At 65.1% G+C, this 18,732-nt stretch carries 13 protein-coding genes and 1 rRNA gene; 9 read left to right on the top strand and 5 right to left on the bottom strand.

What is annotated here, in order from left to right:
- Positions 1–256: 256 nt before the first annotated feature.
- The gene (locus NH448_RS04085) at positions 257–505 is read right to left on the bottom strand and encodes a YheV family putative zinc ribbon protein (RefSeq protein WP_045992232.1); all 249 of its coding nucleotides are present in this window, start codon (positions 503–505) and stop codon (positions 257–259) included.
- Between the two features lie 60 nt (positions 506–565).
- A complete protein-coding gene (prlC, locus tag NH448_RS04080) occupies positions 566–2,614 on the bottom strand; it encodes an oligopeptidase A (RefSeq protein WP_253028424.1) in 2,049 nt (682 codons plus the stop codon).
- Between the two features lie 111 nt (positions 2,615–2,725).
- Between prlC and NH448_RS04075 the strand changes: the two genes are divergently transcribed.
- From NH448_RS04075 to NH448_RS04065, 3 genes are all read left to right on the top strand, one after another.
- Positions 2,726–4,066 carry a sodium-dependent transporter gene (locus NH448_RS04075; protein WP_222569884.1) on the top strand — a complete coding sequence of 447 codons (1,341 nt, stop codon included), beginning with the start codon at positions 2,726–2,728 and terminating at the stop codon, positions 4,064–4,066.
- Positions 4,067–4,107: 41 nt separating this feature from the next.
- Positions 4,108–4,695 carry a gamma carbonic anhydrase family protein gene (locus NH448_RS04070; RefSeq protein WP_045992229.1) on the top strand — a complete coding sequence of 196 codons (588 nt, stop codon included), beginning with the start codon at positions 4,108–4,110 and terminating at the stop codon, positions 4,693–4,695.
- Positions 4,696–4,847: 152 nt separating this feature from the next.
- The gene (locus tag NH448_RS04065) at positions 4,848–5,531 is read left to right on the top strand and encodes a metal-dependent hydrolase (protein WP_045992228.1); all 684 of its coding nucleotides are present in this window, start codon (positions 4,848–4,850) and stop codon (positions 5,529–5,531) included.
- Here NH448_RS04065 and NH448_RS04060 read toward each other — a convergent pair.
- The 3 genes from NH448_RS04060 to NH448_RS04050 are packed head-to-tail and all read right to left on the bottom strand — an operon-like array spanning position 5,495 to position 9,555.
- Positions 5,495–6,883 (bottom strand): sigma-54 dependent transcriptional regulator, encoded by a 1,389-nt coding sequence (locus NH448_RS04060; protein ID WP_045992227.1) that lies wholly within the window; start codon positions 6,881–6,883, stop codon positions 5,495–5,497. The genes NH448_RS04065 and NH448_RS04060 overlap by 37 nt on opposite strands.
- On the bottom strand, positions 6,880–8,775 hold the full coding sequence (locus NH448_RS04055) for an ATP-binding protein (RefSeq protein ID WP_045992226.1): 1,896 nt from the start codon (positions 8,773–8,775) through the stop codon (positions 6,880–6,882). The genes NH448_RS04060 and NH448_RS04055 overlap by 4 nt, the downstream gene beginning before the upstream one ends.
- Before the next feature lie 3 nt (positions 8,776–8,778).
- Positions 8,779–9,555, bottom strand: coding sequence for a GntR family transcriptional regulator (locus NH448_RS04050; protein ID WP_045992225.1), 777 nt, complete (start codon positions 9,553–9,555; stop codon positions 8,779–8,781).
- 428 nt (positions 9,556–9,983) lie between these two features.
- On the opposite strand from NH448_RS04050, the gene NH448_RS04045 reads away from it, so the two are divergent.
- The 6 genes from NH448_RS04045 to NH448_RS04020 all read left to right on the top strand — a co-directional run.
- Positions 9,984–10,739 (top strand): (Fe-S)-binding protein, encoded by a 756-nt coding sequence (locus NH448_RS04045; protein WP_045992224.1) that lies wholly within the window; start codon positions 9,984–9,986, stop codon positions 10,737–10,739.
- On the top strand, positions 10,736–12,166 hold the full coding sequence (locus NH448_RS04040) for a LutB/LldF family L-lactate oxidation iron-sulfur protein (protein WP_045992223.1): 1,431 nt from the start codon (positions 10,736–10,738) through the stop codon (positions 12,164–12,166). The genes NH448_RS04045 and NH448_RS04040 overlap by 4 nt, the downstream gene beginning before the upstream one ends.
- Positions 12,163–12,819: a lactate utilization protein C gene (locus tag NH448_RS04035; RefSeq protein WP_045992222.1), complete on the top strand. Its 657-nt coding sequence runs from the start codon at positions 12,163–12,165 to the stop codon at positions 12,817–12,819. Before NH448_RS04040 ends, NH448_RS04035 begins: the two co-directional genes overlap by 4 nt.
- 141 nt (positions 12,820–12,960) lie before the next feature.
- Positions 12,961–15,024, top strand: coding sequence for a hypothetical protein (locus NH448_RS04030; protein WP_052704308.1), 2,064 nt, complete (start codon positions 12,961–12,963; stop codon positions 15,022–15,024).
- An 85-nt stretch (positions 15,025–15,109) separates the two neighbouring features.
- Complete coding sequence (locus tag NH448_RS04025; protein WP_253028423.1) at positions 15,110–18,025, top strand: FAD-binding and (Fe-S)-binding domain-containing protein; 2,916 nt, start codon at positions 15,110–15,112, stop codon at positions 18,023–18,025.
- Between the two features lie 622 nt (positions 18,026–18,647).
- A 16S ribosomal RNA gene (locus NH448_RS04020) occupies positions 18,648–18,732 on the top strand; the annotation flags it as partial.

Here is an 18,732-nt window from a genome sequence, read left to right as displayed (position 1 = left end):
GACGTTGTGGTTATCGTGCTGCGGTCTCAAGCCTAGACGCCAAGACCGAGCCTGACCGGACGTCGGTCAACGCAAGAGGTATCGCAAGGGGTGTGCCCGACCCAAGGATTTATCTGTAAATCAGTTGGTTATAAAAGGCGCTTTAGACATTGGTCGAAAATGTCGTCAAGGTCTTTGTCCGAAGTTTCGCACGTTTGCCGAATTAGAGTGTGCGGATATCCGCACACCCTTGGGCGTAAAAGCGTCGCGTGCTGGATCAGTGGCGTTTGCCGGGGTCGAGAATGCGAACCGGCTGGATCTCTTCAGTGGCGGGGGCTTCGGAGTCCTGGTTGACCCGGGTGGCGAGCTCTTCGACCACGTCGTCCTCGATCGGTAGCTGTTCGAAGAAGTCGCAGCTGACGCACTCACGGTAGCGCACGCCGTTCTGCTCCCAGGCGCGGATACGGTCCATGGCGGCGCAGCGGGGGCAGACGACGCCGGCGATAAAGCGTTTCTTGACGGTCATGTCGGTCTCCACAAATGGCAACGCCCCCGCTGGCGGCGGGGGCGTCGACGAGACGGGTGGTCAGGCGGCGCGGATGCCGCTGTGGCGCAGCAGCGGTTCGATGCTCGGCTCGCGGCCGCGGAAGGCCTTGAACAGTTCGGCGGCATCCCTGGCACCGCCTTGCTCGAGGATCTCGCGGCGGAAGCGAGTGCCGGTCTCGGCGTCGAAGGTGCCGGCCTCCTCGAAGGCACTCCAGGCGTCGGCGGACAGCACCTCGGCCCACTTGTAGCTGTAGTAGCCCGCGGCATAGCCGCCGGCGAAGATGTGGCCGAAGCTGTTCTGGAAGCGGTTGAATTCGACTCGCGGTACCACCGAGACCTTGGCGCGGACATCGTCCAGCAGCGCCTGGATGTCGGCGGCAGACGGCGCGGCCGGCTCCAGGTGCAGGCGGAAGTCGAACAGCGACAGCTCGACTTGGCGCAGCATGCCCATGGCGGACTGGAAGTTCTTGGCTGCGGTGAGCTTGTCGAACAGCTCGTCGGGCAGCGGCTCGCCGGTGTCGACGTGGCCGGAGATCAGGTCCAGTCCTTCACGCTCCCAGCAGAAGTTCTCCATGAACTGGCTCGGCAATTCCACCGCGTCCCAGGCCACCCCGTTGATGCCCGAGACGTCGGCCACCTCCTGGCGGGTGAGCATATGGTGCAGGCCGTGGCCGAACTCGTGGAACAGGGTGGTGACCTCGTCGTGGGTCAACAGCGCCGGCTTGTCGCCCACCGGGCGGGTGAAGTTGCAGGTCAGGTAGGCCACCGGCAGCTGCAGCTCGACGCCATGAAGACGACGCACCCGGCACTCGTCCATCCAGGCGCCGCCGCGCTTGCCTTCCCGGGCGTAGAGATCGAGATAGAAGCCGGCGATGGGCTGGCCGTTCTCGAGCACCCGGTAGAAGCTGACGTCCTCGTGGTAGCTGGGGGCGTCGGGATCCTGCTCGACCTGCACGCCGTAGAGGCGCTCGACCACGCTGAACAGCCCGGCGACCGCCTTGGGCGCAGGGAAGTAGGGGCGCAGCTGCTCCTGGGAGATGGCGTAGCGGGCCTCGCGCAGTTTCTCGCTGGCGTAGCCCACATCCCAGGGGGCGAGTTCCTCGAGCCCCAGCTCGTCACGGGCAAAGGCCTCGAGCTCGCTGAATTCCTGTTGGCCCTGGGGCAGGGCCCGTCTGGCCAGGTCGTCTAGGAAGCCGATGACCTCGCTGGGGCTGTCGGCCATCTTGGTCGCCAGCGAGTAGTCGGCGTAGCTGGAGAAGCCCAGCAGCTCGGCCATCTCGCGGCGCAGCGCCAGGGTCTCTTCCATGATCGGGGCGTTGTCGTACTCGCCTGCGTTGGGGCCCTTCTCGGAGGCCCGGGTGACGAAGGCGGTGTAGACCTCACGGCGCAGTTCGCGGTCTTCGGCGTAGCTCAGCACCGGGAAGAAGCTGGGGAAGTCCAGGGTGATGCGATAGCCCTTGTTGCCCTTGGCCTCGGCGTTGGCCGCCAGGGTGTCCAGGGCGCTCTGGGGCAGGCCGGCCAGACGGCTGTCATCGTCGAGTTCCAGCGCCCAGGCCTGGGTCGCGTCAAGCAGCTGGTTGGAGAAGGTGCTCGACAGACTCGACAGGCGCGTGCGGATTTCCGCCGAGCGCTGTTTCTTGTCTGCCGGCAGGTCGACGCCGGCCAGGCGGAAGTCACGCAGGGCGTTGTCCACCGAGCGCTGGCGAGCCTCGTCGAGCTCGGCGAAGGCCGGGCTGTCCTTGAGCGCCTGCCAGGCGCGGAACAGGCCTTCGTGCTGGCCGATCCAGGTGCTGTAGGCGGAGAGCTTCTCGAGGCAGCCGTCGTGGGCCTCGCGCAGCTCCGGTGTGCTCATGGTCGAGTTGAGGTGCGATACCGGCGACCAGGCCTGGGCCAGGCGATCGCTCATCTCTTCCAGCGGCGCCGCCAGGCTGTCCCAGCTGGGGGTGTCGCGCTCGGCTTCGGCCACCAGCTTCTCGACGCCTTCGCGCAGCTCCTCGAGCAGTGCTTCCACCGCAGGGGCGACGTGCTCCGGGCGAATTTCGCCGAAGGGCGGCAGGGTGTGGCGTTCTAGCAGCGGATTGCGGGACATGGGCACCTCTCGGGAATTCGACAATGGTTCAGTAAATGCGGGCGACTGCCGGCGGTTTCAATGTGCTAGTCTTGCGGCCTTCGTTTTTCTCGATCTGGACACCGAAAGACCATGAACCAAACGCTGGAACGCTGGAGTTCGCGCCGCGCCTTTATCCTGGCCGTGACCGGGGCCGCCGTCGGTCTTGGCAATATCTGGCGCTTCCCCTACATCACCGGGGAGAACGGGGGCGCCGCCTTCCTGCTGCTCTATGTAGGCTTCGTGGTGGTGCTGGGCCTGCCGGTGATGATGGCAGAGATCATGATCGGCCGGGCCGGTCGGCGCAGCCCGATGCAGTCGCTCGCTGAGCTTGCGCGTCAGCGCGGCACCTCGAGCCACTGGAAGTGGCTGGGGCTGTTCGGCGCCTTTACGGTGTTCTGTATCCTGTCGTTTTACTCGGTGGTGTCCGGCTGGTCCATCGACTTTATGGTCAAGGCCTTCAGCGGAGGCTTCGCAGGCCAGAGTGCGCCGCAGATCGGCGCAGGCTTCGACGCCTTCCTGGCTGACCCGCTGCGGATGACGCTCAACCATACGCTGTTTCTGGTGATGACCATGGTGGTGGTCGCCGCCGGCGTGGCCAAGGGCTTGGAGCGCCTCAATAACCTGCTGATGCCGGCGCTCTACCTGCTGCTGATCGTGCTGGCCGGCCACGCCGTGACCATGGACGGCTTCGGTCCGGCCATGGCCTGGCTGTTCACCCCGGATTTCTCGGCGCTGACGCCGATGGTGCTGGTGCACGCCATGGGACATGCCTTCTTCACCCTGGCGGTGGGGGCCTGCGCGCTGATGGCCTACGGCGCCTATATGCCCGACCACCAGAGCCTGCCTGGCGCCGCCGGCGCGGTGGCGGTACTTGATGTGCTGGTGGCGCTGCTGGCCGGTATTGCGATCTTCTCGGTGGTGTTCACCCAGGGCATGGATCCGGGGGAGGGTCCAGGACTGGTATTCGTGACCCTGCCGGTGGCCTTCGCCGAGCTGCCCGGTGGTCCCTTCTGGCTGGGACTTTTCTTCCTGCTGCTGCTGCTGGCGACCTGGACTTCATCGATCAACCTGGCCGAACCGATGGTCTCGACCCTGGTGGGCTGGGGGCTGTCGCGGCGCATGGCCGCCCTGGCGGTGGGCCTGTGCGTATGGCTGGTGGGGCTGTTGTGCGTGCTGTCGTTCTCGAGTCTGAGCGATGTCCAGCTGATCGGCGAGATGAACTTCTTCGGCGTGGTCAGCACCATCCCGCCGGAGATATTCCTGCCGCTGGGCGGTCTGTTGATCGCCATCTTTGCCGCCTGGGTGATGCCTGAGCAGGAAGCGCTGCGGGCGCTGGATGCGGGGCCCAATGGCTTTCGCGTGTGGCGCGCCGTGGTACGCTGGGTATCGATTCCGCTGGTACTGGTGGTGCTGTTCAGCGGTCTGCTGTAGTGCCGCGACCGACCGGCGCACAACCTTCAGGAGAGACAGCGATGGCAGACAGGGTGGCAACGGAAGCGCACGATGGTGCGCCGGGTTATCCGGTGATCCGTTCCTGGCAGGGCGTAAGCCCCAGGCTGGGCACGCGGGTCTATATCGACCCCCAGTGCATGGTATTGGGTGACGTGGAGTTGGGAGACGACTGTTCGGTGTGGCCGATGGCGGTGATTCGCGGTGACATGCATCGGATTCGCATCGGCTCGCGCACCAGCGTGCAGGACGGCAGCGTGCTGCACATCACCCACGCCAGCGACTTCAATCAAGGCGGCTGGCCGCTGACCATCGGCGATGAAGTCACCATCGGCCACAAGGCGGTGCTGCATGGCTGCACCCTGGGCAACCGGATCCTGGTCGGCATGGGCGCCATCGTCATGGACGGGGCGGTGGTCGAGGACGAGGTGATCATCGCCGCCGGTGCGGTGGTGCCCCCCGGCAAGCGCCTGGAAAGCGGCCACGTCTACGCCGGCAACCCGGCCAAGGCGCTGCGCCCGCTGAAGGATGCAGAGCGCGCCTTCTTCCCCTACACCGCGGGCAACTACGTCAAGCTCAAGGATCAGTACCTGGCCTCGGCCGAGGGCTGACGGCAGAGCCGCAGTGGTGAAGAACACGGATCTGCCCGCGCAGGTCCGTGTTTTTTTATCCAGTATGTTTCCAACCAATTGTTTCTATTGAACTGCCGGGCGATAATCTGGTCATTTATCCAGTATATGCCTTTTCGAGGAGCCCGCCCGGCATGGCCAACTTCCGCACCCACCTCAGCGTGGCCGCCGCCGGCGGCGCGGTGCTGGCCCATGGCGGCTGGCAGGCGGGGCTGTGGTCGGCGCTCGACAGCCTGCCGATGCTGGCGCTGACGACCCTGGGCGGCATCCTCCCCGATATCGACTCCGACAGCTCCAAGGCGATCCGGCTGATCTTCAATCTGATGGCGGTGCCGGCGGTGGTGGCCGGCGCGGTGATGCTGCAGGAGCGGTTCTCCGACGGCACCTTGCTGTTGGTGTGCGGCGCCATCTATCTGGCGGTGCGCTATGTGGCCGGCGCGATCTTCGCCCGCTTCACCGTCCACCGGGGGCTCTGGCACTCGCTACTGGCCGCGGCCATGTGCGGCCTGGCGACCGCGGCGCTCAGCCACCATCTGTTCGCACCACCGGACGCCATGGCGTGGGCCCACGGCGGCGCCCTGACCTTTGGCTTTGCCATCCATCTGTTGCTCGATGAGCTCTACAGCGTGGATCTGAACGGGGCGCGACTGAAACGTTCCTTCGGCACCGCCTTCAAACCGTTTGACTGGGGCGATCCCGGCAACTCTCTGGCGATGCTGTGCGTGACCCTGAGTCTGGCGCCCTGGCTGCCGTCCTGGGACGCGCTGCAGGGGCTGGTCGATCAGGGCGTGGCGCTGGTGTCGGGGCGCTGGCGATAGTCGTCGGGCTTGAGGGCGTGCTTCTTGAGCTTGTCGTAGAGGGTCTTGCGCGGGAGTCCCAGGTGCTCGCAGACCTCGTTGATACGGCCGTGGTGGCGGGCCAGCGACTGGCTGACCAGCTGTTTCTCGAACAGCTCCACCTGCTGGGGCAGCGGCAGCTCGCCACCGTCGCTGCCGACGCCTTCCATCAAGGCGTCGAGGCGGTAGTCGCAGGTGCTGCCGAGCAGCACGTAGCGCTCTGCCAGGTTGCGTAGTTCACGGGCGTTGCCGGGCCAGTCGTGGGCCAGCAGCGCGGTGACGCCGGCCGCGTCCAGCGGCGGCGCTTCCATGCCGCTGCGGCTGGCGGCCACCGCGGCGAAGTGGTGAAACAGCAGCGGGATGTCCTCGCGGCGCTCGCGCAGCGGCGGAATCATCAGGGTCACCACGTTGAGGCGGTAGTACAGGTCCTCGCGGAACTCGCCGGCCTCGGCGGCCGTCTTGAGGTCGATCTTGGTGGCGGCGATCACCCGAATGTCGAGTGTCACCGGGGTATTGCTGCCCAGGCGCTCGACCTGGCGCTCCTGCAGTACCCGCAGCAGCTTGACCTGCAGCGCCAGCGGCATGGATTCGATCTCGTCGAGGAAGACGGTGCCGCCGGCGGCATGCTCGAACTTGCCGATGCGCCGCTCCACCGCGCCGGTAAAGGCGCCTTTCTCGTGGCCGAACAGCTCGGATTCGATGGTGCTCTCGGGCACCGCACCGCAGTTGATGGCGACGAAGGGCTTGCCGCCGCGGGCGCTGCGCTCGTGGATCGCGCGGGCCACCAGGTCCTTGCCGGCGCCGGTCTCGCCGAACAGCAGCACGTCGGCCTCGACCTGGCTGATGCGCTGGACCATCGACGACAGCCGCTTGATCGCCGGGGTGCGCCCTACCAGACGTGGGCCTGGCGCGGTCTGCTGGGCCTCGAGCTCGGCCTTGAGGAAGCGGTTTTCCAGGCTCAGTCGACGCTTCTCCACGCCTCGCCGCACGACCTCGCCCAGGCGTTCACCGGGAAACGGCTTCTCGAGAAAGTCCCAGGCGCCTTCCCGCATGGCCTCCACCGCTGTGGATACATCGCCATGACCGGTAATCAGTACCACCGGCAGGTCCGGGTCGCGCTGACGAATCTCTCTGAGCAGGCTCATGCCGTCCATGCCGGGCATGCGGATATCGCTGATCACCACCCCGCTGAAGTCCCGGTCCAGGGTGGCCAGGGCCTGTTCGGCGCTGGGAAAGGGCAGTGGTCGATAGCCTGCCAGTTCCAGCGTCTGGCCCAGGGTGACCCTCAGGTGCTCTTCGTCGTCGATGATCATCACGGGGGCTTCGTCGGTCATGTGGCGTGGCTCTCATCGTGGGGCGGGAGGACGTGCTCGGCCTGGGGCAGCTCGATGGTAAAGCGTGCTCCGCCCAGAGGCGAGACACCGGCCTGCAGGCGGCCGCCGAGATCATCGATGATCCGTGCGGAGATGGACAGCCCGAGCCCCAGTCCGGCGCCGGGGGCCTTGGTGGTGTAGAAGGGCTCGAACACCTGGCGGCGCTGGTCCTCGGGGACGCCGGGGCCGTTGTCGTCGACCCATAGCCTGGCGCGGCCATCGGCGGCGGCCACGCCCAGTATCAGCTGTGGTGACGGCGTCTGTGCCATGGCCTGAAGGGCATTGCCGATCAGGTTGACCAGCACCTGCTCGAGTCTGACCAGGTCGGCCAGTACCCAGGGCGCTTCCTCCGGGGTGTCGAACACCACCTCGACCTGTTGCTCGCCGAGGCGTGCCTTGAACAGGCGCAGGGCGTAGTCGAGGCAGGCGCGGGTCGACACCGGGCTTGGCGGCTCACCGCTCTTGCGCGAGAACTGGCGTAGCTGGGCGCTGATCTCGGCCATGCGGCCGGTGAGTTCGATGATCTCGCCGAGGTTGGCGTCGACGGTGTCGTGGCGCTGTCGGGCGAGAAAGCCCCGGGCGTTCTCGGCGTAGGCGCGGATGGCCGCCAGTGGCTGATTGAGCTCGTGGTTGATGCCGGCGGCGAGCTGGCCGAGCACCGCCAGTTTGGCGGCCTGGGTCAGCTCGTCACGGGTCTGGCGCAGAGTCGCCTCGGTGCGTCGGCGCTCCTCGATTTCGTCGGATAGCCGGCGATTGGTGGCGAGCAGGTCGCGGGTCCGGCTGGCCACGTTGCGCTCGAGTTCGTCGCGGGCTTGCGCCAGGGTGGTGCGCTCACGCTCGGCGAAGGCTTCGCGCTCCCGGCGCAGTCGGTGGCGCTGCCAGCCGATGCCTCCGGCCAGCGCCAGCAGGCCGTATAGACCACCCCCCATCAGCATCGCCTGCCACTGGGCCTCGATCACCGGGGCCATGGGCTTGAGGATATGCATCTGCCAGCCCAGGGTGGGAAAGTTCCGAGTGACGCCAAGGTAGTGCCCGGACGCCAGCGGGCCGCTGTCGAAGCCCACCAGTCTGGCGTCGTTGGCGAGGTGATCGACGACCTCGAGGCCGCTCGGCTTCAGCGCTTCATCGGCGTAACGCCGCGAGTCGCGCAGCTCGGCCAGGCGCGGTGGCGCCAGCGGGGTGAGAGAGGTCAGGCGTAGCTCGGGTTGGCTGGCCATGAACACGATACCGTTCTGGTCCACCACCAGCAGGCTGGTCCCCGGACTCTGCCAGCTCGCCTCCAGCGTATCGACGCGGACCTTGACCACCATGACCCCGGCCGGGGTGGCGTCGGGATTGACCTCGTCGAGCCAGACCGGCGCCGAGAAGTAGTAGCCGCGATCCATCGATACCACGCCGAGGCCGTGGAAGCGGCCGTAGTGCCCGGCGATGGCGTCCTGGTAGTAGGGGCGAAAACGATAGTTCTGGCCGATGAAGTTGTCGGGGCGGTGCCAGTTGCTGGCCGCCAGGGTGGTGCCCTCGGCGTCGAGCAGGTAGATATCGGAGACGCCGGTGGTACTGCGGAAGCGGTTGAGCAGTCGGTTGAGTGGCATCACGTCCTGGCCGTCCGGGGCGCTCAGGTATCGCTTGACGGTTTCCCGGGTGGCGAGCAGTTCCGGCAGGTATTCGTGGCGTGACAGGTAACCGGTCAGGCCAGTGGCGGAAAGCCGGAGTTCGGTATCGGCATCACGCTTGAGCGAGGCCAGCGCCTGCTCACGGGCCAGGGTGGCGCTCTGCCAAAGCACCAGGGCGAGACCCAGCGCCAGCGCCAGCGCCAGGGTGCGGCGATTCAGCCAGCGTGACCAGCGTCGCATCGACTAGCGCGACCGGCGCGGCGGCATGACCTGGGCACGCCGCAGCGCTCGCTGCGAGCGGGTCTCGGCGCGCTCCATCTCGAGCAGACCCTCTTCGACGTAGACCAGGTGTTCGTGGGCCAGCGCCTGGGCGTCTTCGGCGCGCCCCTCGAGGATAGCGTCGAGCAGTGCCCGGTGCTGCTGCATCAGGCGGGGGCGTGCCTCCGGCTTCTCGAACAGATGGGCGAGATTGTCGACGATGCTGCGTTCCAGCAGGTGGAAGATGCCGCGAATGGTGTGTAGCAACAGGACGTTGTGGGCGGACTCGGCGATCGCCAGGTGGAAGGCGGCGTCGGCCTTGGCCTCACCCTGGGGGTCCTCGCCGAGAAAGGACGTCTCGAGCTCTTCGAAGCGCTGAATCAACAGCGCCCTGTCGGTGGGTGTCGAGCGTAGCGCCGCATAGTAGGCTGACAGGCCTTCCATGGCGTCACGGAATTCGAGCAGGTCCAGGTGGAACTCGCCGTGGCGAGACAGCATCTCCAGCAGCGGGTCGCTGTAGCCGCTGTTGAGAGCCTCGGTGATATAGGTGCCACCGCCCTGGCGGCTGACCAGCAGGCCGCGGGCGGCCAGTTTCTGGATCGCTTCGCGCAACGACGGGCGCGAGACGCCGAAGCGCTCGGCCAGTTCGCGTTCGGGGGGCAGGCGCTGGCCGGGGGTCAGGCTGCCTTCCAGAATCAGCGCCTCGAGGCGCTCGGTGATCACATCGGCCAGGCGAGGCTGGCGCACGGGCTGGTAGGCCATGGCGGTTTATCATCGACGTGGGAACGAGGCCGCCAGTGTAACGACAACTAATTGGTATTACCAATAGACGAGGTTGTCCTGTTGCCTATTCTGATCCTCGTTCTTCCCGGATTATCAACCTGTTACGTTCACGGCCATCGAGACATAGACCAAAGTATAGCGCAAAGTCCGAGCAAAAATCGGCGTCTGGTTTGACACTCTGGAAGAGCGAACCTACTGTGCCTAGATTCGGCGTTGTCAATTGGTTTTACCAATTTACTCCAACTCTATCCCTGGCGGTCGTTGGCAAGACCGATGATGCTCCGGGGGCCTCGGTTCCGGCGGTCCAGACGAGGCGTGCAGCGGTAGCCTGCTCGCCTCTGTTGTGCCGCTATTGATACCGGGAACAACGACAACGTCCTGCCGTGCCTGACCCTGAGGACCCCGCGATGACCGCCGTCAAGCTTTATCCCCCTCGCCCCGACAAGGTCTACCTGTTCGGAACCTGTCTGATCGACATGCTCTATCCCGAGGCTGGCCTCGATGCCGTTCGGCTGCTCGAGCGGGAAGGGATCGAGGTGATCTTCCCCGACGACCAGACCTGCTGCGGCCAGCCTGCCTACACCTCGGGCTATCACACCGAGGCCAGGGCGGTGGCCAGGGCCCAGCTCGATCTGTTCCCCGAGCCCTGGCCGATCATCGTGCCGTCCGGCTCCTGCGGCGGCATGATGCGTACCCACTATCCCTCGCTGTTTGCCGGCACCCCCGAGGAGGCAAGGGCCAGGGAGGTCGCTGATCGGGTGTTCGAACTGACCGAATTCCTGGTGCACGTCTGCCACCTGACGCTTGAGGATCGAGGCGCGCCGGAGAAGGTCGCCATGCATACCTCGTGCAGCGCCCGTCGCGAAATGGGCCTCGCCGAGACCGGCCCCGCGCTGCTGGCCAAGCTCGGCCAGGTCGAGCTGGTGGAGCAGGAGCGGGCCAGCGAATGCTGTGGATTCGGCGGGACCTTTGCGGTGCGCCATCCGGAGGTGTCCGGTGCCATGGTCGAAGACAAGAGTCGTGCCATCGAAGCCGCCGGCGCCGAGCGTTTCGTGACCTCCGACTGTGGCTGTCTGATGAACATCGCCGGGCGTCTGGCCCACCGCGACAGCACGCTCGAAGGCGAGCACATCGCTTCCTATCTGTGGCGGAGGACCTCATGAGCCAGCCTGTTCAGACCTTTACTCCCGAGGCGTTCCATCGCCAGGCCCACGAGGCGCTGGAGAATCCGCAGATCCGTGCCAACTTCCGCAAGGCGATGGACGGCCTGATGGGCAAGCGTCGCAAGGCCTTCGACGACTGGGACCTGGAGACCCTGCGTGAGCTGGGGGCCAATATCCGGCTACGTGCGCTGTCGAAGCTGCCCGACCTGCTGGAGCAGCTCGAGGCCAACTGCGAGGCCAATGGCATCCGCGTGCACTGGGCCGAGAATGGCGAGCAGGCCTGCGAGCTGATCACCGAGGTCTGTCAGCGTCATGGTGCGTCCTCGGTGATCAAGGGCAAGTCCATGGTGTCCGAGGAAATGCACCTGAACGCCCACCTGGAGAAGGCTGGCATCGATGCCCTGGAGTCGGATCTGGGCGAGTACCTGGTGCAGCTCAACGAGCAGACGCCGTCTCATATCATCATGCCGGCGATTCACCTCAATACTGGCGAAATCTCCGACATCATGCACGAGCGCACCGGGACCGAGCGCACCACCGACGTGGACGCGATGACCGCAGCGGCCAGGGCCCAGCTGCGCGAGCGTTTCATGACGGCGGATGTCGGGGTGTCCGGGGTCAATTTCGCGGTGGCCGAGACCGGTACCCTGTGCCTGGTGGAGAACGAGGGCAACGGGCGCCTGACCACCACCGCGCCGCCGGTGCACATCGCCGTGACCGGCATCGAGAAGGTGGTCGAGCACCTGGCCGACGTGCCGCCGCTCTACGCCCTGCTGACGCGCTCTGCCACCGGCCAGCACGTGACCACCTACTTCAACATGATCAGCTCGCCACGCAAGGCCGACGAACACGACGGTCCCGAAGAGGTGCATCTGGTGCTGGTCGACAGCGGTCGCTCGCGGGTCTACCAGGACGATGAACTGCTCGACACCCTGCGCTGCATCCGTTGCGGCGCTTGCATGAACCACTGCCCGGTGTACACCCGGGTCGGCGGTCACACCTACGGCACCACCTACCCGGGGCCGATCGGCGCCATCCTGATGCCGCACCTCATGGGGCTTGAAGCGACCAAGGATCTACCGTCGGCGTCGAGCCTGTGCGGCGCCTGCGGTGAGGTGTGCCCGGTCAAGATCCCGATTCCGGACCTGCTGGTGCGTCTGCGGCGTGAGGCCGTGGGCGACGGCGTCGGCAATGTGCCCGGTGCCGGGGTCAAGCGCTCGCGCAAGGAGGTCGCCGCATGGAAGAGCTGGCAGTGGCTGGCTACCCATCCCGGAGCCTGGCGAGGCGCTACCCTGGTCGCCGGCAGCTTCCGTGCGCTGGCGCCGTCCCACCTGGGGCCTTGGACGCAGTACCGCAGCGCCCCGAAGCCGGCCAAGACGTCACTTCACACGCTGATCAAGCGTCATCGCAAGGAGAAGGGCGAATGAGTGCCAGAGACAACATTCTGGGTCGCCTGCGCGATCGCCAGGGCGGACCGCTGTCGGCCCCCGACAGCGACTTCGGCGTGGTCACCGGGCGCCAGTGGTCGCGCCACGAACGACTCGAGCGCTTCGAGCACTGGATCTCCTCGGTGCATGGCGAGGTGATTCACTGTGACTCTGCCGGCTGGACCGAGACCCTCGCCAGGGTGCTGGCGGACAAAGGCGTCAAGCGCCTGGCGCTGGGCCGGGAGCATCCGGTAGCGCAGCAGGCCCGTGAGGCCCTGGCGGATCATGAGGTCGAGCTGGTCGACGCCGACCGTGACATCGAGGGCTGGAAGCATGAGCTGTTCGACGGCGTCGAGGCTGGCCTTACGTCCACCCGTGGCGCCATCGCCGAGACCGGCAGTCTGTGGCTGTGGCCGACCCCGGATGAACCGCGTCTGCTGAGCCTGGTGCCGCCTGTGCATATCGCCGTGCTCGATGCCGACAGCGTCGAAGACACCTTCTTCGATGTCGTCACCGGGCAAGGCTGGGCGAGCGCCATGCCGACCAATGCGCTGCTGATCTCGGGGCCGAGCAAGACCTCGGATATCGAGCAGACGCTGGCTTACGGCGTACACGGTCCAAGAGAACTGGTGGTCATCCTGCGCGACGCCTGATTCACCGTGCTCGCGTGCGACACCTGCGACATCGGAGTGGTTTGCGTCCTGACGCGCGTCATGCAAGTTGGCTATAGTGTGCGTTCCCGACGATGTTCTGTTGTCGGCGCAGGAAGCGAAATTCAACTGATGGAGGCAGGCATGTCCAAGCAGCAGTGTCCGGGGTCGAAACGCCCACTTTGCAAGGCCATTTCCCCTTTGCTGGTGATCAGCGGGGTGTCCATGGCGGTCTTGCTGAGCGGATGCCAGGACGACGGCGGTAGCCAGGGCGGGCGGTTTGTCGAGGCGCCGGATGTTGCGCTGGGCGAAGCGATTGAGGGCGAATTGACCTCGCAAAGCGGGATCAACCTCAAGGATGGCTCGCGCCACGACCGTCGCTGGGTCTGCGGCGAGGCCGAATCTGGTGTGCTGTACCGGCTCGATTCACCCTTTGCCGCCAGCCTCTCGGTGTATTCCGAAGACGGCAAGTGGCAGGGAGGTGCGAGCAGCACCCAGGAGGCGCCGGCATCGCTGTTGCTGTCTTCCGCCGAGGGGTGCTCGCTGGTGGTCGTCAGCAGCGACGACATGGCAGGCTTTGGCCCCTACTCGCTGAAGCCGACTGAGGCCCAGGCATCCGAGACGCTGGGCGACGACCAGGACGTCGTCGGGGCGCTGGGAGGCGAGGCGGCGAGCTACAGCTTCTCGCTCGAGCAGGCTCGCCAGGTCTCTCTGGTGCTTGCCGGTGCGTCTGACGCATCGCTGGTGCTCAGTGGCAATGGTGTCGAGCATAAGGCCGCGCGCTGCGGTGATGACCAGCAGACCCTGAAGGCGTTCCTCGATCCTGGTGACTATGAGGTGCGTGTGACGCCTGGTCAGCCGGTCAAGGAACGCGTGGACGTGGAATGCCAGGATGACTTCGTCAGCGTCGGTGACGGCTATCGTCTGTCGATGCAGCAAGCCGATCTTTCCAGCGGCGAGCGTAATGCCGGACCACTGCGCGCCGGTGACAGCATCACCGGTACCCTGGCCGACGCCTCCTCCAGCAACACCTACAGCCTCAAGATCGACGAGCCCACCAGCGTCAATCTGGCGCTCGCCTCCAGCGATTTCGACACCGTGCTGCGGGTACGCGGCGGCCAGACCAATATCGAGGTCGATGATTCGGGCAGCGGTACCGACTCTCATCTCGACAGCGTGCTGATGCCGGGCGACTACCGGGTGGTGGTCAGCGGCTACGGGGGCGAGTCCGGCGGCTATTCGCTGGAGCTTTCGACCTCGCCCTTCGACGGCGAGTTGAAGAACGAAGGGGCCATCGAGCCAGGTGAGTCTGTGCAGGGCATGGCCGGCGGGTTTCAACCCAATGCCTACACCCTGGACATCGAGCAGCCCTCCGAGGTGACGATTGCACTGTCGTCCTCTGCCTTCGACACCCAGCTCTATCTTGAGGGCAACGGTGTGTCGCTCAGCGACGATGACGGCGGCGGTGGTACCAATTCGCGGCTGAGCGAGGTGCTCGAGCCCGGTAGCTATCGCATCGAGGTGGCGAGCTACTCGGGTGTCGCTTCCGGCATGTTCCGGCTGGAGACCGACGTCACTGCCTTCGATGGCGAAATGCGCAACAGCGGTGAGCTGCAGCAGGGAGACACGGTGCGCGGCATGGTGGGGGCCAGCGGTGTCAATCAATACAGCTTCACCCTGGAAGACGCCGCAGAGGTGACCCTGGAGATGAACTCCAGCGCCTTCGACGCCATGCTTGGCCTGCGCGGCGAAGGAATCGACACCAGCGATGACGATGGTGGCTCGGGTACCAATTCGCGTATCAGCGCGATCCTCGAGGCTGGTACCTACAGTGTCGATGCGCGAAGCTTCAGTGGCTCCGGCACCTACTCGCTGAGCCTGTCGCAGACGCCCTTCAGCGGCGAACTGCGCTCCGAGGGTGAGATTCGCACCGGCGAGACCCTTTACGGTCAACTCGATGCCAGCGGCAGGCTCAACTACCAGCTGGTGGTCGAAGAGGCTGGCGTCATCAGCATCGAGACTCAGTCCGACGCCGTGGATACGCTGTTGGAGCTCGAGGGTGAGGGCGTGTTCTTCCAGGACGACGACGGTGGCAGTACCCAACTCGGGTCGCTGATCGAAACCCGTCTGGAGCCAGGTGTCTATGACGTTACCGTCAGCGGCTATGGCGGGGGCGGCGGCATCGTCCAGATCGACGTCAGGGGCTAACCCCTAACGCCAAACGCCACTCTTCGGAGTGGCGTTTTAGTATCTGAACGGCTGCAATAGCGAATAATCAGACAGGGAGCGCACCATGACGGCCATCACCACCACCAAGCCCAGCATTTCCATCGATGAGTTGACGGCGATGCTGACCGAACGCCTGCCCATCGAGCGATTGGTCCAGGATCCGCTGCGCCGGCTGGCCTACGGTACCGATGCCAGCTTCTATCGGCTGGTGCCGAGCCTGGTGGTGAGGCCGGAGACCGAACAGGAGCTTGTCGAAGTCATTGGCGCCTGCCGCGAGGGCAACTGGCCGATGACCTTCCGCGCCGCAGGTACCTCGCTGTCCGGTCAAGCCATCACCGATGGGGTGCTGATTCAGCTGGGACGTGGCTGGCGCGATGCCAGGGTGCTCGATGACGGTGCCAGAATTGACCTGCAGCCCGGTGTTATCGGCGCCAGGGCCAACGAGCTGCTGGCGCCCTTTGGGCGCAAGATCGGGCCGGACCCGGCGTCCATCGCCAGTTGCATGATCGGCGGCATCGCCGCCAACAATGCATCGGGCATGTGCTGTGGCACCGCCCAGAATACTTATCGGACCCTGGACAGCCTGCGCATGGTGCTGCTCGATGGCACGGTACTGGATACCGCCGATGCCGACAGCGTGGCAGCCTTTCGTCAAAGCCATGCGGCCCTGCTCGATGGGCTGGAGCGACTGTCGACCAATGTGCGCACCGATCTCGAGCTGGCCAAGCGCATTCGCCACAAGTATCGCCTGAAAAACACCACCGGCTACGCTCTCAACAGCCTGGTGGATTTCCGTGACGGTGTGGACATCCTGGCCCACCTGATGATCGGCTCCGAGGGTACCCTGGGCTGTATCACGCGGATTACCTATCAGTCGGTGCCGGAGCCGCCACGCAAGGCCGCCGCCCTGATCTTCTTCCCGGATCTCGGCAGCGCCTGCCGTGCCACCATCGCCTTGCGTGGCACCGGCGTGGCGGCGGTGGAGCTGATGGATCGTGCGGGGCTGCGTTCGGTGGAGCGGCAGCCGGGCATGCCGGAGCAGCTGCGTGAGCTACCGGACGGCGCCACGGCATTGCTGGTGGATGTCCGCGAGGAGGATGGGCCTCGGCTGGAGGCGCGTATCGAGGAGGTCGGCCAGGCGCTGGAAGGCATCACGACCCTCGAGCCCATCGCCTTCACCGAAGACCCGGTCAGCTACGCGCTCTACTGGAAGGTACGCAAGGGACTGTTCCCCGCCGTCGGTGCTGTGCGTGATCTCGGAACTACCGTGGTGATCGAGGACGTGGCCTTTCCCATCGAACGGCTGGAGGAGGGTGTCGCCGCCCTGACCGAGGCGTTCAAGCGCCATGGCTACGACGACGCCCTGCTGTTTGGTCACGCCCTGGAAGGCAATCTGCACTTCGTCTTCCCTCAGGGCTTTGAGCGTCCGGGGGAGAAGGAGCGCTACCAGGCGCTGATGGCCGACGTGGCCCAGTTGGTAGCCGTGGACTTCGGTGGCTCGCTCAAGGCCGAGCACGGCACCGGCCGCAACATGGCACCCTTTGTGGAGCTGGAGTGGGGCGAAGAGGCCTATGCTCTGATGTGGCAGATCAAGGCGTTGTTCGATCCGGGCCATCTGCTCAACCCCGATGTGATGCTGACGCGCAACCCGACGCTGCACCTCGAAAATCTGAAGCCATTGCCCGAGGCCGACCCCATCGTCGATCGCTGCATCGAGTGTGGCTTCTGCGAAGCCGTGTGTCCTTCACGCGAGCTGACGCTGACGCCTCGCCAGCGCATCGTGCTGACCCGCGAGCGAGCTCGCCTGGCAGCCCTGGATGAGTTGAGCGATGAAGAGCGAGAGCGTCGCGATGCCTTCGAGCAGAGTGCGCTTTACGATATCGATGTCACCTGCGCCGCCGATGGCATGTGCGGGACGCGCTGCCCGGTCGGTATCAATACCGGCGAGATGGTGCTCGCCATGCGCCAGGAACGTCATGTCGGCAAGCAGGAATTGGCAAGGCGAATCGGGCGTCACTTCTCCGGGGCTACCAAGCTTGTCCGGGGCGGCCTGCGTGCGGCCAGCCTGGGGCGTGGGATCATCGGCGACGCTTTGATGGCCCGAGCCAGTCAGGGTGTTCACAAGGCCAGCGGCAAGCGTGTCCCACAGTGGATACCGGCGATACCCGCCGCCGCCCCGATTCGGGTGCTCAAGTCGTCGCGGCCATCGGCGGGCGCATCGTCCACCGAGGGGCCGCGCGATTCGGTGGTGTACTTCCCTTCCTGCGCCACTCGGGTGTTTGGCGCCGACAAGCGGGACGACTCGGCGCGTGCGGTGATGGAGATCGTACTGAGTCTGCTCGACAGAGCCGGGTATGACGTCATCATTCCCGAAATGCCAGGCCACCTGTGTTGCGGGATGGCGTTTTCCTCTAAAGGGATGGATAACGAGGCGACGCACAAGGCGCGCGAACTCAACCGGGAGTTGCTGGTCGCGAGCCAGAACGGTCGTTTCCCGGTGCTGTTCGATACCAGTCCTTGCAGCTTGCAGGTCGAGGGGCATCTGGATGAGCGCTTGAAGGTGCAGGAGCCGGTGGCCTTCGCCCATGACCACCTGTTGCCGCGCCTGGAGGTGACGCCGCTGGACTGCAAGGTGGCGGTGCACGTGACCTGCTCCAGCCATCGCAAGGGGCTGACCGACTCCTTCGTGGAGCTGGCGCGTGCGTGTGCCAGGGAGGTGGTGGTGCCGGATGGTATCAGTTGCTGCGGATTTGCCGGCGACAAGGGCTTGCGCGTACCGGAACTGACGGCTTCATCGCTGCGCGATCTGTCGGGGCAGGTGGCGGGCTGTGACTTTGGTGTCTCCAATTCGAGAACCTGCGAGATGGGCATGACCCAGCACTCCGGTCTTACCTATCACTCCATACTGGAGTTGCTGGACCGCGCGAGTCAGCCGACTGCTCAAGGGGGCGTATCGGAAGAGCGCACCGTCTCGCTGTAAGGCCCTGCTCCAGGTCGCGACTGAAGCCTGAACCGCTGTCGATGACGCCCCGAAGACAGCTCGATGAACTTTTTTGCATAAGGGTATTGCCAAGGGCGGAGGGGATGCGTAAAGTACGCATCCGCTGCCGGCGACGAGCAAACGTCACAGGCGGTGAAGGGTGGTAAAGTGATTGTTTTGAAAAGGCTTTTTCAAGTCTTCGAAAAATTCTCCACTTGACGGGCAACGAGAAATCGGTAAAATGCTCGCCACTCGATCGGAGTCGCCAGGACGGTATCGCAGGATGCGCGTCAGGCTCGCTTCGCTTTCTCTTGGGTCCTGCAGGCGTCGCTTGCACGGCGAAAAAAGAAAGCCTTGACGAAACGCTTCGATTCTGTAGAATACGCCTTCCTCGCAGGGCGCTGTGACAAGCCTTCGGGCTGCAGCGCAGCAAAGCGAGACGCTCTTTAAGCTCCTTGTAGAGCCCAGAGCACGCTCTTTAATAATTTGATCAGGTAATTCATGTGGGCGCTTGCCGATGAGTCAGTGACACTGTCACTGAAATATCAAGGCAAGCGACTCGTCAAACGAGACGTTTGAGCCTTGAGCCAAGTTTGGTCCGCTTAACGGACTATCAGACTTTAAACTGAAGAGTTTGATCATGGCTCAGATTGAACGCTGGCGGCAGGCCTAACACATGCAAGTCGAGCGGAAACGATCCTAGCTTG

The organism is Halomonas sp. OfavH-34-E, assembly GCF_024124525.1.
GTDB lineage: Bacteria > Pseudomonadota > Gammaproteobacteria > Pseudomonadales > Halomonadaceae > Halomonas > Halomonas litopenaei.
Note: the sequence above shows the minus strand (reverse complement) of the source record. Positions and strands in the feature narration are given on the sequence as shown.